12 protein-coding genes and 2 pseudogenes are annotated in these 16,010 nt (G+C 42.8%); 10 read left to right on the top strand and 4 right to left on the bottom strand.

Translation table 11 applies throughout. The features are described 5' to 3' along the window. Positions 1–12 precede the first annotated feature (12 nt). From J5O05_RS03845 to J5O05_RS03835, 3 genes and pseudogenes are all read left to right on the top strand, one after another. Positions 13–287, top strand: a pseudogene (locus tag J5O05_RS03845) (YfcL family protein). A 192-nt stretch (positions 288–479) separates the two neighbouring features. Beyond that, the gene (locus J5O05_RS03840; protein ID WP_208843670.1) at positions 480–950 is read left to right on the top strand and encodes a hypothetical protein; all 471 of its coding nucleotides are present in this window, start codon (positions 480–482) and stop codon (positions 948–950) included. After that, positions 881–1,558 (top strand): TonB family protein, encoded by a 678-nt coding sequence (locus J5O05_RS03835; RefSeq protein WP_208843669.1) that lies wholly within the window; start codon positions 881–883, stop codon positions 1,556–1,558. Before J5O05_RS03840 ends, J5O05_RS03835 begins: the two co-directional genes overlap by 70 nt. Before the next feature lie 64 nt (positions 1,559–1,622). Here the strand turns inward: J5O05_RS03835 and J5O05_RS03830 are convergent, their stop codons facing one another. The 4 genes from J5O05_RS03830 to J5O05_RS03815 form a co-directional block, all read right to left on the bottom strand. Then, entirely contained in the window at positions 1,623–2,840 is a 1,218-nt protein-coding gene (locus J5O05_RS03830) for an NRAMP family divalent metal transporter (protein WP_208843668.1), read from the bottom strand. A gap of 105 nt (positions 2,841–2,945) precedes the next feature. Continuing rightward, positions 2,946–4,328 carry a Na+/H+ antiporter NhaC family protein gene (locus tag J5O05_RS03825; RefSeq protein WP_208843667.1) on the bottom strand — a complete coding sequence of 461 codons (1,383 nt, stop codon included), beginning with the start codon at positions 4,326–4,328 and terminating at the stop codon, positions 2,946–2,948. A 315-nt stretch (positions 4,329–4,643) separates the two neighbouring features. Continuing rightward, entirely contained in the window at positions 4,644–5,243 is a 600-nt protein-coding gene (locus J5O05_RS03820) for a type 2 periplasmic-binding domain-containing protein (RefSeq protein ID WP_208843666.1), read from the bottom strand. A gap of 205 nt (positions 5,244–5,448) precedes the next feature. Further along, entirely contained in the window at positions 5,449–6,381 is a 933-nt protein-coding gene (locus J5O05_RS03815) for a GGDEF domain-containing response regulator (RefSeq protein WP_208843665.1), read from the bottom strand. Between the two features lie 529 nt (positions 6,382–6,910). On the opposite strand from J5O05_RS03815, the pseudogene J5O05_RS03810 reads away from it, so the two are divergent. The 7 genes and pseudogenes from J5O05_RS03810 to J5O05_RS21580 all read left to right on the top strand — a co-directional run bounded on the left by J5O05_RS03810 (position 6,911) and on the right by J5O05_RS21580 (position 16,006). Then, a pseudogene (locus J5O05_RS03810) lies at positions 6,911–9,344 on the top strand (TonB-dependent receptor). A 185-nt stretch (positions 9,345–9,529) separates the two neighbouring features. Further along, positions 9,530–9,745, top strand: a complete 216-nt coding sequence (locus J5O05_RS03805) for a hypothetical protein (protein ID WP_208843664.1) — start codon at positions 9,530–9,532, stop codon at positions 9,743–9,745. A gap of 275 nt (positions 9,746–10,020) precedes the next feature. Next, the gene (locus tag J5O05_RS03800) at positions 10,021–10,653 is read left to right on the top strand and encodes a DUF2306 domain-containing protein (protein WP_208843663.1); all 633 of its coding nucleotides are present in this window, start codon (positions 10,021–10,023) and stop codon (positions 10,651–10,653) included. A 555-nt stretch (positions 10,654–11,208) separates the two neighbouring features. After that, positions 11,209–12,042, top strand: a complete 834-nt coding sequence (locus tag J5O05_RS03795; RefSeq protein WP_208843662.1) for a helix-turn-helix transcriptional regulator — start codon at positions 11,209–11,211, stop codon at positions 12,040–12,042. 139 nt (positions 12,043–12,181) lie between these two features. Then, positions 12,182–13,195 carry a type I-F CRISPR-associated endonuclease Cas1f gene (gene cas1f / locus J5O05_RS03790; protein WP_208843661.1) on the top strand — a complete coding sequence of 338 codons (1,014 nt, stop codon included), beginning with the start codon at positions 12,182–12,184 and terminating at the stop codon, positions 13,193–13,195. Beyond that, entirely contained in the window at positions 13,192–14,976 is a 1,785-nt protein-coding gene (cas3f, locus tag J5O05_RS21585) for a type I-F CRISPR-associated helicase Cas3f (RefSeq protein ID WP_244369768.1), read from the top strand. The genes cas1f and cas3f overlap by 4 nt, the downstream gene beginning before the upstream one ends. Next, positions 14,963–16,006, top strand: coding sequence for a P-loop NTPase family protein (locus tag J5O05_RS21580; protein ID WP_244369766.1), 1,044 nt, complete (start codon positions 14,963–14,965; stop codon positions 16,004–16,006). Before cas3f ends, J5O05_RS21580 begins: the two co-directional genes overlap by 14 nt. Positions 16,007–16,010: the final 4 nt, after the last annotated feature.

Below are 16,010 nucleotides of genomic sequence, written 5' to 3'. Positions count from 1 at the left end.
ATTGGAGTACAAATGAATACCTACATTGATGCCGCACAACAATTTTTTGATAACTTAGTCGAAACGGCGACAGATGACCAACTTTTTGCTGGTGGCTACTTACGCGGTCATTTCGATTTGGCCGTTGGCTACGCTCAGGTAGAAGGCGTTACGTTGAGTTCTGAAGAGCTAAACAATACGATTGAAGCAAGCTTAGTCAAAGCGTATCACGCAGGTGAAGTCTCAACGATGAAGACAAAGCACATGTTGTAGAGATTTGGGAGAAAATCAAAAAGTTAGCCCAATAAATTGAGGCTAGGACTTCCTGCCGTTCAGAGCTATACAGCAGTAATTGATTGAATTTAGGTCCAAAGTCAGCTAATTTTGAGGCTGGCTTTTTTGTGCCTCCAAATTAATATGTGTTTACAGGGTCAGTTTGACGAGCTTTTAATTCTCGCTCGATTTGACCAGTAGGCCCAAACACACTAAAGGATATAGTGATGAAGACACTTCCAACTTTAAAGGTGCTGCTTTGTAGTGCTGTTTTATTCAGTGCTCAAACATTCGCATCAGATGTAACTCAGCAAGAGTTCAATACAGCCTATATGGCTTATCAAGAAGCAATGAAAACGGATGATTCGAAGCTGAAGTTTGAAACAGCAAAGCGAGCTTATGAACTTGGCCGCGCGATTTATGGTGATTTGGACAAAGATACAATTGCGCTCGCGATTAACTACGCTGACGAAATCGCTTACGATGATAGAGCTGACAAGGCGGATTTGCTCAAAAAAGTGCTGAACGATATTGATGCACTAGAAGGTGAAGATTCAGAACGTAAAATACCAGTGCTAATAAGCCTTGCCAAAATACAACTTTCCAAATCGAAAAAAGCGCAAAGGTATTGCTGCGTCAAGCAATTGATATCTCTAAAAAGTCAACGAGACTCGGGCTTGCTGCGCAAACGTACTTAGATGCGTCAGAAGTGTTAGTTGGTATACCCAGCGAACTTCGTACTGTGTCGATGTATGTGGATAATGCAGAGGAAATAGCGAATAAGACATTAGATAAAAATGCTTGGCTGAATTTCTACATCGCATACCGTAAAGCGGATATCCTTATTGCGTTCAATCAACGTGAAGAAGCAATCACTGTGTTGGAGAGTAAGCTTGAGCGCTTGGACTCGTCAATGTCATTTGATAGTCCACTTGAAATGCAAATGCGCATTCGATTGGTTCAATTGTATGAAGAAACGGACCAATCGGACAAAGCCACAAAACAATGTATCGCACTTGGTTCACTCACACCTTGGAAAGATGATTTAGAGCAAGTACCACTTTATCGAGTTTTGCCAGATATTAAAGACATTAAGAGTACGAGAAAGACCTCTATTGTTGCATCGTTTGACGTAACTCCCGAAGGCAACGTAGAAAACATTGAAATTGGCGATGTGAACGGTAATAAAGTCTTTGTAAAGCCATTGATAGCTGCACTGAAAAAATGGCGATATGCGCCAAAATTTGAAGATGGAAAACCAGTAACGGCTTCATCGAAGATCAGGATGGACTTCCAAGTTCAATAGAAAAAACGGACATAAGACAAAAAGGGGCGGATGCCCCTTTTTGTCTTTCTTAGAGTACGTTTATTTACAGCACAAATTTCCAATATAAGAACAAGAACGTAAATCCAAAGAGATATAAAAGCCCTGCGTATGTTAGCAGTTTGAGCAGGCCTTTTGGCTTTGCATCAATGGCATGCATTAGCTTCAAGTTAAAAAGCGCGAAGAGCGGCGTAGTAACAAAAGCTAACGTCATCGCAAACGTCAGCATATCTTTTAAGTTTGCTTTAAAGAACACGACGACGCTTAATCCAAAAATCGCCTGTACAAGAACGAAGATATTCAAGCTGTATTTAGGCAGCGACCCCTTTAAAAGAGTGACGCTCTCATTTAATGTTCTGGCATAGCCGTCGAGCACAGTCAGTGTGGTGCCAAACATACATAAGAATGCGATACCTGCGACCAAGTTACGAGACCATTCGCCAATGGTTGTGGTGTACATCTCTATTAACTGCTTACTAAACGCAACACCTGCCAATTCAATTTTACTCGTACTCCCGTACTGGATGAGCACGCCTAGCGCACAAAAAACAACGGCGAGTACAGCCGTAAGCATATAGCCAGTATTGAAATCCAATAACCCTTGTTTGAGTGTGAACGCCTCTGTACGTGTTTTAGCTTTTAGCCATAATGAGTTAATCGCGGATATTTCGATAGGGGCTGGCATCCAACCCATAAGCACGACCAAAAATCCCAGCATTGCAAGTTGATACGGGTTTGGAACAGAAGCAGGCTCAGGATGCGCAGCACCATTTGAAAGCGCCACAATGAACGCAGCAAGCGTTGCTAGAGTGAGTGAAACCATGATGATCTTGCTTGCGCTATCTAGGACTTTATAATGGCCCAGCATTAATATCAATAAGCAAATAGCCAACAGCCCATAACACAAAATCATTACCTCTATCTGCCATGGTAGTGCGTAGAACAGTAAACTCGCGGTCAGGAGTAAAACACCCGCGGTGTTGACTATCGCCGCGACAATATTGAGCGCGATGAAGCCAAAGAAAATGGGTTTACCTAATTGTTTATAACCGCTGACCAAACTCTCTTTACTGCGTAAGGTGTATTCCACACCGAAACGGAAAAATGGATATTTTAAAAGGTTTACCGCGAGGATCAGCCAGACAAGTTGCCAACCAAATAAAGCGCCAGCTTGCGTAGCCGCGACAAGATGTGAGCCGCCAACGGCAGCCGTAGCCATTAAAATACCCGGCCCAAAACCTTTAAGCTTTTCTGCGAAAGTCATTCATGTTGCTCGTTATCGTTATTTTGCGAGCCATGTTAGCGTTAAACTGTGGAAATAAAAAGAAGGAGTGAAGGAGAGTGGGCATGCGAACATGCCCGACAAAAATTAAGCCATGAGTAAAAAGCCAACGAACGCAATGGCTGCCGCAAGTAATGCATACGGTAGTTGCGTAATGGCGTGACTCACTAGGTTACAGCCAGAGCCTTGAGCAGCCAGTACGGTTGAATCAGAGTAGAAACAAGCCTGACTACCGAATGACGATGCGGATAACAAAGCGCCAATGACCAGAGGAATGTTTGCATCTACTGCAACGGCAAGCGGCATGACAATAGGGATTGTAACTGCAAAAATTCCCCAGCTAGAGCCTGTCGCGAACGCAAGGATTGCCATCGATAAGAACACCATTGCAGGTAAAAGCTCAGCCGTCATGTACGCACTCAATGAGTTAATGACAAATTGCGGTAGCATCAATTGGTCACACACATCTTTAAAGATGAAGGCAGCGATAACCGTACCAATTGCAGGCAACATACTCTTAAAGCCATCAATCATTTGTTCGAGCATATCGGCAAGCGGCATCAATTTCTGTGCTAGGTAAAACGGAACAGTAACCGCAAGCGTGGCAAGTAGTCCTTTCCAAACATCAATGTCAAAATAAACGGTAAACGCAACCAATAAACCAATTGGAACAAGGAAGTTGTACAGCTTACCGTGCTCATCAGCCTGTTCGAATTCTTGTTCTATCGCTCTTGCTGCGTAGTCATCGGGTGTATGAACAGCATCCAAATCAACCTGTTCTAGTGCAGGTTGACCCTCGCGAGCGGCAAGCTCTGCTTTTTTCATCGGGCCAAATAATGGCACGACACCGATGATCACCAGTGGAACCATGATCACCGCGACCCACGCATAAAGCATGTAGGGAATGGCTTGCATGTAAACGCTAATGCCTTGACCTTCAGGCGCTACACCATTATCAACAAGTAGGCCACCGAAAAACACTGCCCATGTTGAAAGAGGAACAAGCACACACACGGGCGCCGCGGTTGAATCAACTACATACGCGAGCATTTCACGAGAAATCTTGAACTTATCCGTAACGCGGCGCATTGTTTCACCGACTGTTAGCGCATTGAGGTAATCGTCAATAAAAATAACGATACCTAAGAAATAGGTCATGAGGAGTGACGATTTTGGTCCTTTCGCCAATTTGATGGCATTTCGGCCGAACGCAAGCGCCCCACCGGTACGGACAAGCAGGGCGATTAATGCACCGAAACTTCCGCAGACTAAAATTAGCCAGCCGATCGTTTCATCCGCCATGACTTTTAACGAAGATGTGGCGAAATTATCCAAAATCGCACTGAAATCCAGTAACGCAAAACCCACGATTGCGCCCAGAACAAGGGCTAGGATAGGTCGGCGTAACCAAACCGCAAGCGTCAATACAACGATAGGCGGTATTACACTAATCACACTAGGCTCAGTCATTCAAATTGTCCCAATATTTGATAGTTTGAATAAGAAGGCTAAATTCGCAAACGTTCATCAACGTGCTTGTATCTGCTTAATATTGGGTTGACCAGAAACCAGTATGACCCTTCTTAAAACATCGGGGCGAAAATAAACAGTAAATCGAATCCCGTCAATTTCTTTTTTGTATTAAACAGGTGAATTGTCGAATAAATAGACTGTAATGCATTTGTTGATGTTATGTAAGGTATTTTGACGTATCACTCACACTTTAATTGCGGTTATCTGGATGGTCTCAGGATGCTTAAATACCAAACTCGAACAAACGACAGACTAGTGTTCGTTCAGGTATTTTGCATGAATTTGCTCTTTCACTGGTGCTGGGATGGCAATTAGAAGCCGATGTAACAGAGCGGCTTGTTCTTTACGGTCCTCTCGAAAACCAATAAATTGAGGCTCGTTGTGAAACGCTTCTGGTAAAATGGTCACAGGCAGTCGATATTGGCGGATCATCTTTGAGGCCCACTGTCTATCCACAATAATCGCGTCAATACGTTCGTTTTCTAGAACATCGAAAAACGCCATTGCCTCTTCGTCGCTTTGCTCGTAGAAAGAACGCTCTACTATCACGGCATTCATTTCTTTCAGTCGTTTGTAGACCTCATCAGGATAAGGGTACTCCATGGCGAGCATGATACGCGGTGCTAATGTGTTTAATTGCGACATCTGGGTAAACCGGCCTTGTTTGACGGCCAAAGATAGTGACCAGTCGGTAAATGACTTATCAAGCAGCGTTAAATTATCTGTACGGTCTACATGCAGGGTAAAATCATGAGTACCATGCCGAACGGAGTCTAAACAACGCTGGTAGGGGAGTTCTTGAAATTCGACGGCAATACCTTTTGGTTGTGTAGCAAGTTGAATGAGTCTCAACTTCAATACCCTTGGGTATGTTTTCTTTATTTACAAAACTATACGGCCACCAACGCTCAAAACAAATTTTAAATTTGGGCGTATTGGCTAAACTTGAAAACGAAATTAGCAGAGCAATGCCAAATAAGGCTAATTTCATGGTAACTCCAATTGTGCGTACACCACTAAGCATACGCCACTTACTCGGTGATGCAATAAATTCGCCTCAAATGGATTTTTCGTGTTCAGGTGAAAATTCAATAACTCGATTTCGGCCGTTCTTTTTGGCTTCATAGAGTGCGGTGTCAGCCTGTTTAATGAGTTCAGCCGGATCGGATGCTGTATGAGTCGAGGAAACGCCTGCACTGGCCGTCACCACATCGAAAGGTGATTCGGCATGCTCGATTCCGAGCTGATGAAGACCATTAATGATATTCTGCGCTATTTCAAATGCGGCTTCTTTTGGCGTGTTTGGCAACAACACGGCAAACTCTTCACCACCGTAACGAAATGCGCCATCCAAGGGTCTGCGAGTGCAGTGCTTCAGCACTTTTGCGACCGACTTTAGCACATCGTCTCCTTTTAAGTGGCCGTAATGGTCGTTATATTTTTTAAAGTTATCCACATCAAGGATAATCATTGATAACGTTGTATTTGCCCGCTGACCTTGACGATAATGTCTGTCCATTTCTTGCGAAAAATAGCGACGATTAAAGACGCCAGTCAATCCATCGACATAGGAATACTCGCGCAGCAAATCCGCTTGTTTCTTGTATTTTAGATGAGTCTTTACGCGGTTCACTAAGGTACGCGCGACAATGGGTTTACCGATGAAATCAACGGCGCCAGCATCCCAACACTCTTCTTGTTGGCTTTCTCCAACATTTGAGGTAACAAAAATCACCGGAATGTTTGCGGTAGAAGGTTTACTTTGTAACAACTTACATGCTTCAAGGCCGGTAATACCAGTGAGGATCCAATCCATCAAAATTAAATCGGGTGCGGATTGTAGACAGTATTCGATTGCTTCTTCGCCTGACTCAACCACCGCAACATCACACAAGTCAGCGAGGCAAACTTGAATTATTTTCTGGTTGATGACTGAGTCTTCAACTAAAAGCACTTTACAGTCAGATAAATCATCTACATCGTTAAACACAAAAACCCTTTTTAGCTACAGCACGACAATCGCCTTTATCAATTCATTCAATATAGCGTTGTATTCGTTGTTTTTTAATCTTTTAATTAAAATTTAACACGACTTTCTTTGATAACTCAGGCGAAAGTATCGAATTAGCGATTGTTTAGTGACTATCGCCAGCAAACGATTTTGTATGGCATACAACAGTCAGTATATTTACCTTTAAACTTAGCAGTGCATTTGACGACTTACTTCGATACTAAGGTTTTACTCAATAAGATTACGCAGCACATCGAATATTCATCCGAAACACGAAACCAACGCATGAGAATGAAGAAGATAAAGCGGGCATTCACTTCATCCTTAGGTTTAGGTCAGCAAAACGTCGAGTTCAGCAAATACGTTGCGTAAATCAATAGAAATTTGACTAACTGTAAAAATATTTTAAATAGATAAAAAAGGAACAAATTTATTTGTACCTAACATTGTAATGAGAATAATTTGTATTTAATATGCGCGCTCCTCGCAATTAATAAGAATCATTCTCATGAAAAAATTCCCATTGTCTCTGCTCGCGCTGGTCTGTGGCAGCTTATCTCAATACGCAATCGCGTCAGATGATGCTAGTTCGGAAGATAAATCACCACTGGAAGTCATCAGCGTTTATGCCAAACAAAATCAAGTAGTAATGAACTCAGGCCTTGCTACTAAATCAGACATGTCTTTAATGGAAACGCCTGCGGCGGTTGTGATTGTTGATGGTGACCTTATTAAAGCGCAGGGAATTTCAGATTTACAAGACGTCATCCGCAATATTAGTGGCGTAACACAAGCTGGCAATAATTACGGTATCGGTGACAACCTCGTGATCCGAGGACTTGGTGCGAATTATACGTTTGATGGCATGTATGGTGGCGCGGGTCTCGGTAACACGTTCAACCCAACACGTTCAATGACGAACGTAGAATCAGTAGAGGTTCTAAAAGGGCCTGCAACAGGTCTTTATGGCATGGGCAGTGCGGGCGGTGTAATTAACTTAATAGAGAAAAAGCCTAAGTTTCAAGCTGAACATGCGATTAGAGCTGAGCTTGGTCAGTGGAACACGTACTCGGTTGAGTTGGATTCGACAGATGCATTAACGGATGACATTGCATATCGTGTTTTAGTGAAGTCAGCGCGAAGTGAAGGTTATCGTGACCTAAGCAATGACAGAGATGAAGTCTACGCGAGCTTAAAATTTGTATTGAACTCAAGCAATAATTTATTGCTATCGGCAGCGTATATCGATGATGCGATTGCAGTAGACTCCATTGGTCATCCAATTCGTATTTTTAATTCGGCCTCCGTAGACGGAAAACTTGCAGGTCAAGTGACATGGCAAGATTTGGTGAATGATGCCAAAGGCAAGGGCGTAATGTTAAGTGATGCTCAGCGCCAACAACTTGCTGATTCGTTAGCAACAAATGATGGTCTAACACCTTATCAATTCGGCCATAACGGGATCATTTCGCCGATGGCGAAAGATAACGAAGGGCAAGAATTACGTTTAAAACTCACGCACACGGTTGATATAACCGATCACCTGTTTCTGAATCATCAGTTTCAGTATCGCGATTATGATTCAAGTTTTGCCCGTCAAACAGGGGCATACAACTACGTATATTGGCAACGCGGTGGCGTGGTTAATGCTGACCCGCGCGCACCACTCGTTGTAGATGGAGAGCCTCTATCCTTTTGCGGCGCGTCGTCAGGAATACCGCAAAGTGGAAGCGAACGAGTCATCGCTTCAATACTTCGCTGATCTGCGCTACGACTTCGCGATTGGAAATGTCGATAATGAGTTTTTGGTTAACGCAAACTATGAAGACCGAGACATTCGCTTCAAACAATACTCGATTTATGATGCTGACCAAGTAATTAAAAACAAGCAAGGCGATGTGATTTATCAAGGTACGCTGCCGTATATTTTCGATATTCGTAACCCAAATTGGGCAACCAGCACGTTTGAAGAGAATGACCCCTTGAAGACAGCGGACTACAACAAAACGGTTGCGGCATGGGGTCTTGGAGCGCAGCACGTAGCGTATTTTGAAAACGGTTTTACGACGCGAATTGGTCTTGCCTATAACCGCATAAAACAGAGCTACCAACATTTTGGTGTTGACCCTAGATATCGTGCGAGTGCGGCTGAACCAAAGCCAGAGCAAGATACGTCGGACAGCGGTATTACCTATAATTTAGGTACAAGCTATAAGTTTAGCGATGACCTATCTGCATTTATCAATCATTCAAAAGGCAGAACGGCTTACAGTGTGCTAGGTGAAATCTTTGGCAATGAAGCAGACCGCGAAGACAGTGAATCGGTGAGTAATGACATTGGTATGCGTTTTAAAGGATTTGAAGACCAAGTTGTTGCATCGATTGTTGTGTTTGAAAGTAGTCGCACGAATTTGCAGTACGCAAACCCGGATTATGAAGCAGGTGTGTCAGCGCCGTCAGTGCCAAAAAGTTTCTACGATGGCCGAGAGCAAACAAAAGGTGTTGAACTGGATTTAAACGCAGTGCTAAGTGACGAGTGGAAATTCAACTTCAACGCGGTGTATCAGGATGCCCGTGATAAACAAAACCCAAATAGCAACAGTTATAACTCACGTCAAAAAGGGGTGCCTTATGTTACGGTAGGTAGCTGGCTTACGCACTCTCGTCATGTTTTTAATTTGCCTGCACCAGTTGATTTAAGCCTTGGTATGTCTTATGTCGATAAGCGCAGTACACATTCTGATTCATTCGGTATTCCGGATGGGTTTGTGCCGAGTTACACCGTCTTTGACGCGGGTATTCGCTACGAACACAATCATTGGCAGTGGCAAATGAACATCAATAACTTATTTAACAAAGTGTACTTTAGTAAGGCAATGTTCTTAGGTGGAATGCCAGGGAACGAGCGTAACGTAAAACTTCAAGTACGTTACGCGTTCTAATCATTATCGTGAATTGGATAAACAGGGTCTGCAGATCCTGTTTATCTTCTTTCTCATAGCAATACTCGCCATCATTACTTCCATTCATCGCAAATCAACGACGGAAAATTGCTAATCTTAACTTGTTAGTCTAGGGTTTTTGAGTCCTCAAATTTAGCCAATAATCTGGCAAAACGGGTAGTCTCATGAATCGTAAAGAAAAGTTGATTTACCGTATTTTAGTGACCAAATTTAACAACAATGCACGCAAACCAATCTCGATAGATTCGGTCAAACTTGAATCTGATCTTTCCCACCTAGAACTCAATGAAATCATTCGATCACTCGAAGCAAATCACTCAATTTGCCTCCATAAAAATAAGCTTCTCTCGATTCCCGAAGAAGCATTGATGATGGAATAATAGACAAGGAGCGGCAGAGATGAGTGGGTGCAGTGATTAGACCAACGTGTCAGTGTCCACTCATCAAACTGAACTCGCATGGATTTAGTTGAGTATGGATGCACAGTTCTCTAATAACGAATGTGTGAGAAGCATGGCTGAAGTTGTATTTTTAAACTTGGTCATACATGTAGTGTTGATAAATGGACTTGCACGTTATTTGACGAAAACAAGCGATGAAATGACACAAACACAGTGTTCAATACAGCCAACTAAAAGGTATCAAGGAAGATAGTATGATCAAGAAAACGCTTTGGGGCTTAATGACCCTATCTGCAATACTTGTCGCACTTTATGCATTAGTCATTCTCTTTGCACCAAGTATTCGGCCGACTTTTGTCCAGAATTTATTTGCGCACTTTCCAAAGGTTACGGCAATTCATTTTTTTGGCGGTGCAGTTGCAATCGTAACAGGCGCTATTCAATTTAACGCTTCGCTTAGACGAAAGCATTTACCGCTGCACAAGATATTGGGGCGGTTTTACGTTGTTTCTATATTGTCTGCAGGCATCGCGAGTTTTATTTTAGCGGTAAATTCAGTCGGTGGCATATACGTACAATCCGGCTTTGGCTTAATGGCCATATGCTGGTTAGCAACAACAATCAATGCTTATTGCCTAATACGTCGCTCTGACGTTTCGGGTCATGAGCGGTGGATGACACGCAGTTATGCTGTAACCTTGGCGGGAGTCACATTAAGGCTGTATCTCGGTCTAAGTGTTGTATTAGAAATTAAGTTTATAGATGCATATCCCGTGCTTGCATGGATTTGTTGGATCCCAAATTTAATTATCGCTGAGCTAGTTATTCGGTTTAAGGCGAATAAACGTAGATTGATTAACGAGCGGGCTTTACCGGAGTCATGTTAGCAACAGATCATCTTTAAAGTAATGAGGCCTCGATTTGCACTCAGCCCCTTTTTACCAAAGCGTATTTGATTCAAGTGAAAAAACAACGGCTTCGCATTTTACTTGAAAGCGAGTTAATAAAGTGGTGATTGCACTGTTTATCAATTGTCAGATTTTAGCCAACGCAATGCATTCTCATAGGAGTAAAAAACGCGGACTTTATACCCAGCAGACTGAGCTAGAATTTCCTTGAAGTCATCTTGCTTGCCAATATCAAGATTATTGGTATCGATTCAATTAGCTCATTATTTTCTCTCCTTGCTTGCATTTACTTTCATTTATATTAACAAGTTAAGCTTTCAGTTCACAAACCTCGTTCTTACATTGATTTGTTTAAATGAGTAGATGATTTGTACAATCACAGAGTTGAGAAAAAATCGTAAAAGAAGGATCAATTCATCTAATTTAGTTAGTTAGAAACAAATTAATGTGATATTGGTCATGCTGTTCGAAGAGAGTTTGTTTTAAATTTGTAATTACAAATAGCAATCCACAAGCTCATGCCAAGGAAGGACTATGACAGACAAAGAACTTGTCTATTTTCGATTTTTAGATCTCCATTTTTATTGGGAAGGGCAGCTGCAAACGGGGCTTTTTCAAAAGCAGTTTGCTCTATCTAGGCCAAGTGCGCAAAAGTACATTCAGCAATATATTTTTGACCACCAGCGTCCAATTGAATATGTCGAAACACTAAAGAGCTACGTACTAAAGGGCGCGTTTTTGCCAACCTATGTGGGTGGTGAGTTTGATGAATATACGAACGTAACCGCAGGTAAGATCCTAACCAATCTCTCTAGTGGACAAGTGCATCACATTACTTTGCCTAAGAGACAGTTAGAGCCTGAAATATTACGACCTATCTTAACCGCGTGCCGATATCAAAGTGCACTAGATATCACCTATTTATCACTAAAAGAAAATGGTGAAAGCGAGCGGATTATCAGACCTCACACTTTGGTCAATACCGGGCTGCGTTATCACTTGCGTGCATTTTGTGAAAAGTCAGGTAAGTTCCAAGACTTTTCCCTGTCGCGGATCTTAGCCGCCGAACCAGAATTGGCGAGTAAAGCGAGACATACCAAGGAAGAAGACACCAAGTGGCAACAGCATGTTGAACTTATGATCACACCCGATCCTAGACTGTCATTGCATGCGCAAGCGGTAATCGCACGCGATTATCAAATGAATGCCAATAAAGCCGTTATAAACACCAATGCAGCACTAGTGAATTACCTCATCAATTTATTACGACTAGATTGCCTGCACCCAAGCCCAGAAGCGCAACAAATTGTGATAGACCCTACTTGTTACCGAATGCTCCGAGAAGAGGGATTACTTTGGAATGTTTAATGCGTTGTTAAACATTAAACAATGTAACGCTGAGTTTGATTTTAGACCTATAAAAATTTTTACTGGTTGAATAAGCAGGATTGAGAGACCGCCATTTTGATAATAGGTTAAGGTCTATACAACACCAAGGAATGAACAAATGGACGACTTAAGCCCATCGGATCTAAAAGTAATACTTCATTCAAAACGCGCGAATTTGTATTACCTCGAATATTGTCGTGTGCTTCAAAAAGATGGGCGTGTTCTTTATTTAACCGAGGCAAGCAAAGAAAACCTCTATTTCAACATTCCTATCGCGAATACCACAGTCATTTTGCTTGGCAATGGCACGTCTATTACCCAAGCCGCAATGCGTATGCTCGCACAAGCAGGCGTGTTAGTTGGCTTTTGTGGAGGTGGGGGTACACCGCTTTATATGGGCAATGAAATAGAGTGGTTTACTCCACAAAACGAATACCGCCCTACAGAATACTTACAAGGCTGGATGGGCTTTTGGTTCGATGACGACAAACGCTTAGCCGCTGCAAAAACATTTCAAAATGCACGCATCGACTTTTTAAAACACGTTTGGCAAAAAGACCGAGACTTAAAAACGGAGGGCTTTAACTTTGATGATAAAGCCATTCAAAGCGCGCTCGACACCTTTTTTACCCGAACTGAAAAAGCCACAAATTCGCAAGAACTGTTGCTAACAGAAGCACAGCTCACCAAGGTGCTTTACAAATATGCGGCTAATGCAACACAAAACGAAGGGTTCAAACGCCAACACGAATCAAGCCGTACAGTAGATATAGGCAAAGCCAACGACTTTTTAAACCACGGCAATTATCTGGCTTATGGCCTTGCTGCCTGCACGCTTTGGGTGCTTGGTATTCCTCATGGGTTTGCCGTTATGCATGGGAAAACACGCCGCGGTGCCTTGGTGTTTGACATAGCCGATTTAATAAAAGACGCACTGGTGCTGCCTTGGGCATTTATATGCGCCAAAGAAAATGCCACAGAGCAAGAATTTCGCCAGCAAATTTTGCAAGTATTTACCGACCATAAAGCGATGGACTTTATGTTTGAGCAAGTGAAAAAAGTCGCGCTGCAAAGCTTAACAGAACAGCAAATTGATGCGATAGAAAACAACCAACTGGGTGAACAATTATGATGGTCACCTTTGTATCTCAATGCGAAAAAAACGCGCTCAAAAAAACACGGCGAGTACTCGACGCGTTTGCCAACCGTATTGGCGACAACACATGGCAAACCGTGATCACCCAAGACGGACCCGATACCGTTAAAAGAATGCTGCGTAAAACCGCCAGTCGCAGCACCGCGGTAAGCTGCCATTGGATTAGAAGCCGCGCCCGCAGCCAATTTTTATGGGTGGTGGGGAATAAGAACAAGTTTAATTTAGAAGGTGTAGTGCCAGTGAATAGAACTTCACTCAATCTTGAACATAAAGAATGGGAGCAAGGCTGGCAGTTGAATGAAATCATTTTACTGGCCACAAGTCTTGCTGGGTTATTCCATGACTTTGGTAAAGCTAATACCTTATTTCAGGCCAAACTGGCGGGTAAAACCAAGCAAAAAGGCGAGCCATATCGTCACGAGTGGGTATCGCTAAGGTTATTTGAAGCACTTGTAAAACATAAAACTGATGAAGTTTGGTTAACTGAGCTTGCAATGCTCACTCCAAGTAAAGCGTGTGAATTAGAGCAATTCATACTCACTAATATGTGTAAAGATAACGAAAAACAACAGCGCGTGTTTGAGCATTTATCGCCACTGGCAAAGCTTGTTGCTTGGTTAGTGGTCTCGCATCACAGAATGCCATTAGATCACACCAAGGTGGCAAAAATTGAGCAAATGGAACAATGGTTAAATACTTGTGCTACAAGTCATTGGAACTCTGCCAATGCGTTAGATCTAAGCTCCTATAGTGAAGAAGCGATTGCCCAAAACTGGCAGTTTGAATTTGGTACGCCTTTAGTAAGCCAAACTTGGCAAATGAAAGCCATAAAGCTTGCCACAAGAGCCTTAAAGAACCCAGCTATCAGCGCAATGAATATGGATTGGCTTGGGCAAACTTTTGTTGCGCATATTTCGCGAATGAGCCTTATGTTGGCCGATCACTATTATTCATCATTGCCCTTTGAAAAGTGCAAACCAGCTTGGCGCGACCCAAATTATAAGCCTATTGCCAATACAGATAAAACCGCAAATTCAAATAGAGCACAAGCCAAGCAGCAACTTGATGAACACAATATTGGTGTTGCGGCCAATGCTCAGCGTTTTATTCAAAACTTACCGGCGCTTAAATTTACGTTGCCTGCGATTACGCAACATAGGTTATTTACTAAAAGTGCTGCACAGGCCAAGTACCGCTGGCAAGACAAAGCGTTTAGCGAAATTAAAACAATCGCCAAAGCAACTGAGAAACAGGGTTTTTTTGGCGTGAACATGGCATCAACGGGTTGCGGTAAAACCATCGCCAACGCCCGTATTATGTACGCTCTTGCAGATGAAAGAGAAGGCTGCCGATTTTCAGTCGCGCTTGGTTTAAGAACGCTTACACTGCAAACGGGTGATGCATACAGAGAGCTTTTAAAGTTAGGTGATGATGAGTTAGGCGTGCTGGTTGGCTCGCAAGCGGTGAAAACGCTGCACCAGTTAAGCAAAGAACAAGAAGTTTTGAGATCTGGCAGTGAGTCTGCCGATGATTTATTAGCTGATTTACACGTCAGTTACCAAGGCCAAATTTACGATGGGCGGCTAAAACATTGGTTAAGTAGCAGCCCTAAATTAGAGCAGTTAGTCAGTGCCCCTGTGGTTGTTAGCACGATTGATCATTTAATGCCTGCTACCGAAAGTAAACGTGGAGGTAAGCAAATAGCACCTATGTTGCGTTTACTCACTTCAGACTTGGTACTCGATGAAGTCCGATGATTTTGGGTTAGAAGATTTACCCGCATTGTGCCGTTTGGTGAACTGGGCAGGTATGCTGGAACCGCGCGTATTACTGTCGTCGGCCACGTTGCCACCGGCGCTGATTAAAACGCTATTTGACGCTTATCAAAGTGGTAGAGAGCACTTTAATCAAGCGCAGTTTGGTGATCATCAAAATAACGCCGTGATGTGTGCGTGGGTCGATGAGTTTTCGAGTGTCACTAAAGAAATCAGTGATAAAGAGAGTTACCTTGAACAACATAAAGCTTACGTTGATAAGCGCATTACAAAATTACAAAAACAACAGCAAGTGTTGAGAAAAGGTCAACTTGTGCCAATCGAGTTTGAACAAGGTAACACCGTTTATCAGCAAGTTGCTAACACAATTTACACTAATGTTTTTAAGCTCCATGCCAAGCATCACAGTCAAAGCCCTTGTGGCAAAAAGGTTTCGCTTGGTGTGGTGAGAATGGCAAATATTAACCCAATGGTTGCTACAGCAAAGGCACTATTTGCCACCGCGGCGATGCCAGAACATGAAGTGTTTTATTGTGTATATCACTCACAATACCCGTTGGCGCTGCGCTCTTATAAAGAAACTCGCCTCGACAATATATTATCAAGGCATGATGAAAATACCCTTTGGGAACAGCCAGAAATTAAACAAGCGTTAAAAACCAGTAAGGCAAATAACTTGATATTTGTGGTTTTAGGCACTTCGGTTGTCGAAGTCGGTCGCGATCATGATTACGACTGGGCGATTGCCGAACCAAGTTCAATGCGCTCATTAATTCAACTCGCTGGCCGTATTCAACGCCATCGTCAGCAAACACCAAGCGACAGTAATTTGTATGTGTTAGAGCAGAATATTCGAGCTCTTAACGGGGAAAATTCGGCGTACTGTAAACCCGGCTTTGAAAGCAGAGCATTGCCACTAAGCGATCATAATCTTAAAAACTTGCTAAGCACTGAGCTTGACAATATTTCTGCGATATCGCGAATAGTCGGTTCCCGAATTTATGGGGAGTGACTTT

The sequence above is a fragment of the Pseudoalteromonas xiamenensis genome, assembly GCF_017638925.1.
In the GTDB taxonomy this organism is placed as follows: domain Bacteria; phylum Pseudomonadota; class Gammaproteobacteria; order Enterobacterales; family Alteromonadaceae; genus Pseudoalteromonas; species Pseudoalteromonas xiamenensis.
The sequence above is the reverse complement of the archived record's forward strand: the minus strand, read 5'-3'. Positions and strand labels throughout refer to the sequence as shown.

Excerpts from the sequence above, each read along its gene's own strand:
- J5O05_RS03800 (WP_208843663.1), top strand. The coding sequence starts at position 10,021 with ATGATCAAGAAAACGCTTTGGGGCTTAATGACCCTATCTGCAATACTT.
- J5O05_RS21580 (WP_244369766.1), top strand. The coding sequence starts at position 14,963 with ATGAAGTCCGATGATTTTGGGTTAGAAGATTTACCCGCATTGTGCCGT.
- J5O05_RS03805 (WP_208843664.1), top strand. The coding sequence starts at position 9,530 with ATGAATCGTAAAGAAAAGTTGATTTACCGTATTTTAGTGACCAAATTT.
- J5O05_RS03825 (WP_208843667.1), bottom strand. The coding sequence starts at position 4,328 with ATGACTGAGCCTAGTGTGATTAGTGTAATACCGCCTATCGTTGTATTG.
- J5O05_RS03795 (WP_208843662.1), top strand. The coding sequence starts at position 11,209 with ATGACAGACAAAGAACTTGTCTATTTTCGATTTTTAGATCTCCATTTT.
- J5O05_RS03840 (WP_208843670.1), top strand. The coding sequence starts at position 480 with ATGAAGACACTTCCAACTTTAAAGGTGCTGCTTTGTAGTGCTGTTTTA.
- cas3f (WP_244369768.1), top strand. The coding sequence starts at position 13,192 with ATGATGGTCACCTTTGTATCTCAATGCGAAAAAAACGCGCTCAAAAAA.
- cas1f (WP_208843661.1), top strand. The coding sequence starts at position 12,182 with ATGGACGACTTAAGCCCATCGGATCTAAAAGTAATACTTCATTCAAAA.
- J5O05_RS03830 (WP_208843668.1), bottom strand. The coding sequence starts at position 2,840 with ATGACTTTCGCAGAAAAGCTTAAAGGTTTTGGGCCGGGTATTTTAATG.